This window comes from Magnetospirillum fulvum MGU-K5 (assembly GCF_000442515.1).
GTDB lineage: Bacteria > Pseudomonadota > Alphaproteobacteria > Rhodospirillales > Magnetospirillaceae > Phaeospirillum > Phaeospirillum fulvum_B.
In genome coordinates this window covers 1-3379 of sequence record NZ_AQPH01000137.1, presented here as the reverse complement: position 1 = coordinate 3379, position 3379 = coordinate 1, and the positions used below count along the sequence as shown (strand labels likewise).

The following is a 3379-nucleotide window of genomic DNA, read 5'->3' as shown; positions in this document are numbered from 1 at the left end:
CCGGGCGTCACCGATGGTTATCTCGGCCGCGCCGACCTGACCGCCGAGAAATTCATCGCCAATCCGTTCGAGCATGACGGTCTGGCCCCGGTGCTGTATCGCTCGGGCGATGCGGTCAGCCTCGATCCGGCCGGAAGCCTGCTGTTCCACGGCCGCATCGACGATCAGGTCAAGATTCGCGGCTTTCGCGTCGAACTGGGCGAGATCGAAGCCCGTCTCGCCGCCCTGCCCGGCATCCAGCGCGCCGCCGTCGCTTTGCGCCGCGATGATGGCACCGATCGGCTGGTTGCCTTCGTCGTCGCGGCACCGGGTCAAACTCCCGAACCGACGGCGTTGCGCGCCGCGCTGCGCGAAACGCTGCCCGCTTACATGGTTCCGTCGCTGTACCAGCCGGTCAGCGACCTGCCCCGCCTGATCTCGGGCAAGCTTGACCGCAAGAGTCTGGCGACCCTGCCCTTGACCGAAAGCGGAGCCGAGGAGCAGGAAGACCCGGCTACGCCGACCGAAGCCAAACTGCTGGAAGCCGCCCGCCACGTCTTCCCCGGCCAGTCGATCCCGTTCGAGGCCGACTTCTTCCTCGATCTCGGTGGTCATTCCCTGCTGGCCGCCCGCTTCGTCTCGACGGTGCGCCAGGACCCGGCGCTGGCCAGCCTGACCCTGACCGAAATCTATGCCACCCGCACCCTGCGGGCGATGGCCGCGCTGCTTGACGCGCGGGCTCCGGCGCCGGGGACGGTTGCCGCCGACCTGTCATTCGAGCCGCCCCCGCTGCTGCGGCGCGTCCTGTGCGGTCTGGCCCAGGCGGCAGCGATGCCGCTGATCCTGACCCTGACCACCCTGCCCTGGCTGGGGGTGTTCGTCAGTTACATGCTGCTGTCCGGCGAAGAGGCCGGGCTGGGCCGCGAAATCGTCACCCTGATGTTGACCTATGCGGTCATCAATATCGGGACCATCCTGGGCTCGATCGTGCTGAAATGGCTGGCGATCGGCCGCACCCGGCCCGGCCGCTATCCGCTGTGGGGCGTCTATTACTTCCGCTGGTGGCTGGCGCAGCGGATGGTCAATGTCGCCCATATCAAATGGTTCCAGGGCACCCCGATCATGGGGCTGTATCTGCGGGCGCTAGGCGCCAAGGTCGGCAGCGACTGCATCATCGGCGAGGTCGAGGCCGGTGCCTTTGACCTGATCACGATCGGCCAGGGTGTGGTGATCGGCGGCAAGGCCAAGCTGTCCAACGCCGAAATCGTCGGCAACGAACTGGTGATCGGCACCATCGCAATCGGCGACGATGCCCATATCGGCACCTCGTGCGTGATCGGGCCGGATACGGTGCTGGCCGACGAAACCGAACTGGCCGATCTGACCTCGGTTCCGCCGGGAGTCCGCACCGGACGGGCCGAATTCTGGGAAGGCTCGCCCGCGCGGCGGACCGGCACGGTCGATGTCGCCGCCCTGCCCGAACCGGCGCGGGCGACGCGGACCCGCAAGGCGGCGTTGAGCGCGTTCTATCTGCTGATGCTGGTGATCCTGCCGCCGATCAGCCTGATTCCGATCTTCCCGGCCTTCTATCTGTTTGAAAGCCTGAGCGAGGTGATGGCGGGCAGCGGCCCACACGATTACCTCTATATCCTGCCTTTGCTGGCCTGGCCGACGGCGATGGCGCTGATCGTCGTCACCGTGTTGCTGATCGCCGCGATGCGCTGGACCGTGTTGCCGGTGGTCACCGCCGGGACCTACTCGGTTTACGGCGGCTTCTACGTCCGCAAGTGGATCATCGCGCTGGCGACCGAACTGATGCTGGAGACGCTGTCGTCGCTGTACGCCACCGTCTACATGCGGATCTGGTACCGGCTGATGGGGGCCAAGATCGGCAAGGACGCCGAAATTTCCTGCAATCTGTCCGGACGCTATGACCTGACCGAGATCGGCGAGAAATGCTTCATCGCCGACGAGGTGATCCTGGGCGACGAAAGCGTCCGGCGCGGCTGGATGGAGCTTGAGCCGGTGCGGATCGGCCCGCGCGTCTTTGTCGGCAATGACGCGGTGATCCCTCCTGGTGCCCTCATCCCCGAGGGAACCCTGATCGGCATCAAGTCGTTGCCGCCTGACAATGCCGCGATCAGCCCTGGTGACACATGGTTCGGCAGCCCGCCGATCAAACTGCCGGTGCGTCAGCGTTTTGACGGCGGCGGCGCGGCTTGGACCTTCGAGCCGCCATTGTGGCGGCGGGCATGGCGGGCGTTCTTCGAAGCCTTTGCGGTATCGCTACCCAGCATGTTGTTCATCACCTTTGGCATCATGTCGGTCGAAGTGCTCGACCAATGGATTGCCCGCCACGATTACGGCATTGTCGTCGTGCTGTTCTGCGCCGCCAGCGTCGCGATCTCGACCGCGCTGACCCTGTGCGCGATCACGGTGAAGTGGCTGATGATGGGCCGCTACCGTCCGACCGCGAAGCCGATGTGGTCGTGGTGGGCGTTGCGCACCGAGGCGGTCGCGGTGATGTATTGGGGCATGGCGGGCAAGGTGATGCTAGATCACCTGCGCGGCACCCCGTTCCTGCCCTGGTTCCTGCGGCTGTTCGGCAGCAAGTTTGGCCGGGGCGTTTTCATGGACACGACCGACATCACCGAATTCGATTGCATCAATGTCGGTGATTTCTGCGCGATCAACGCGGCGTCGGCCTTGCAAACCCACCTGTACGAGGATCGGGTGATGAAGGTGGGCATCGTGACCTTGCGCAAGGGGGTCACCATCGGAACCGGATCGACCGTGCTGTACGACACCGATGTCGGCGAATTCGCCCGCATCGGCCAGTTGACCATCGTGATGAAAGGCGAAGCGATTCCGCCGCATGGCGTCTGGGAAGGCGCCCCGGCCCAAACCGAAGCTTCGGCCGCACGGCCGTGACGGGGCAGCCGGTACAGAAGCGGTCGGTGATGATCGCGGGCCACGCCAGCAGCATCACGCTGGAAGACGCCTTTTGGGACGAGCTGAAGCGGATTGCCACCGAACGGGGGCAATCGGTCAATCAGCTCGTCACCGAAATCGATTCAGGGCGGTTCGGTCCCCAGGTGCCCGGATCGCTGTCCTCGTCGATCCGGGTCTTCGTGCTGGCCTGGGTCAAGGCGGGCGGGCCGCCGCAGCCTTAGAGCACCGTGCCTCAAATATGAGACACGGTGCTCTGGCTTTATCATTGCCCCTCGCCGGGTGCGGGCATCCGCCCGCTTGGCCGCGGCCGCAATGGCCGCTGATCGCGTATCATTCCCCCCGGAACACCGGCTTACGGCGGGCGCGGAAGGCGGCCATCCCCTCGGCGTAATCAGCCGTCGCCAAAAAGCGGTAGCATTCCGCCATCTCGGTCTCAGACACCGGCGCA

At 65.4% G+C, this 3379-nt stretch carries 2 protein-coding genes; both read left to right on the top strand.

Annotated elements, in window-relative coordinates:
- Window positions 1-2910: Pls/PosA family non-ribosomal peptide synthetase (locus K678_RS17155; RefSeq protein ID WP_021133749.1), on the top strand; the 2910-nt coding region annotated here is incomplete at its 5' end.
- Entirely contained in the window at window positions 2907-3152 is a 246-nt protein-coding gene (locus K678_RS17150; protein WP_039853767.1) for a ribbon-helix-helix domain-containing protein, read from the top strand. The genes K678_RS17155 and K678_RS17150, both read left to right, overlap by 4 nt.
- The last annotated feature ends 227 nt before the right edge of the window (window positions 3153-3379 follow it).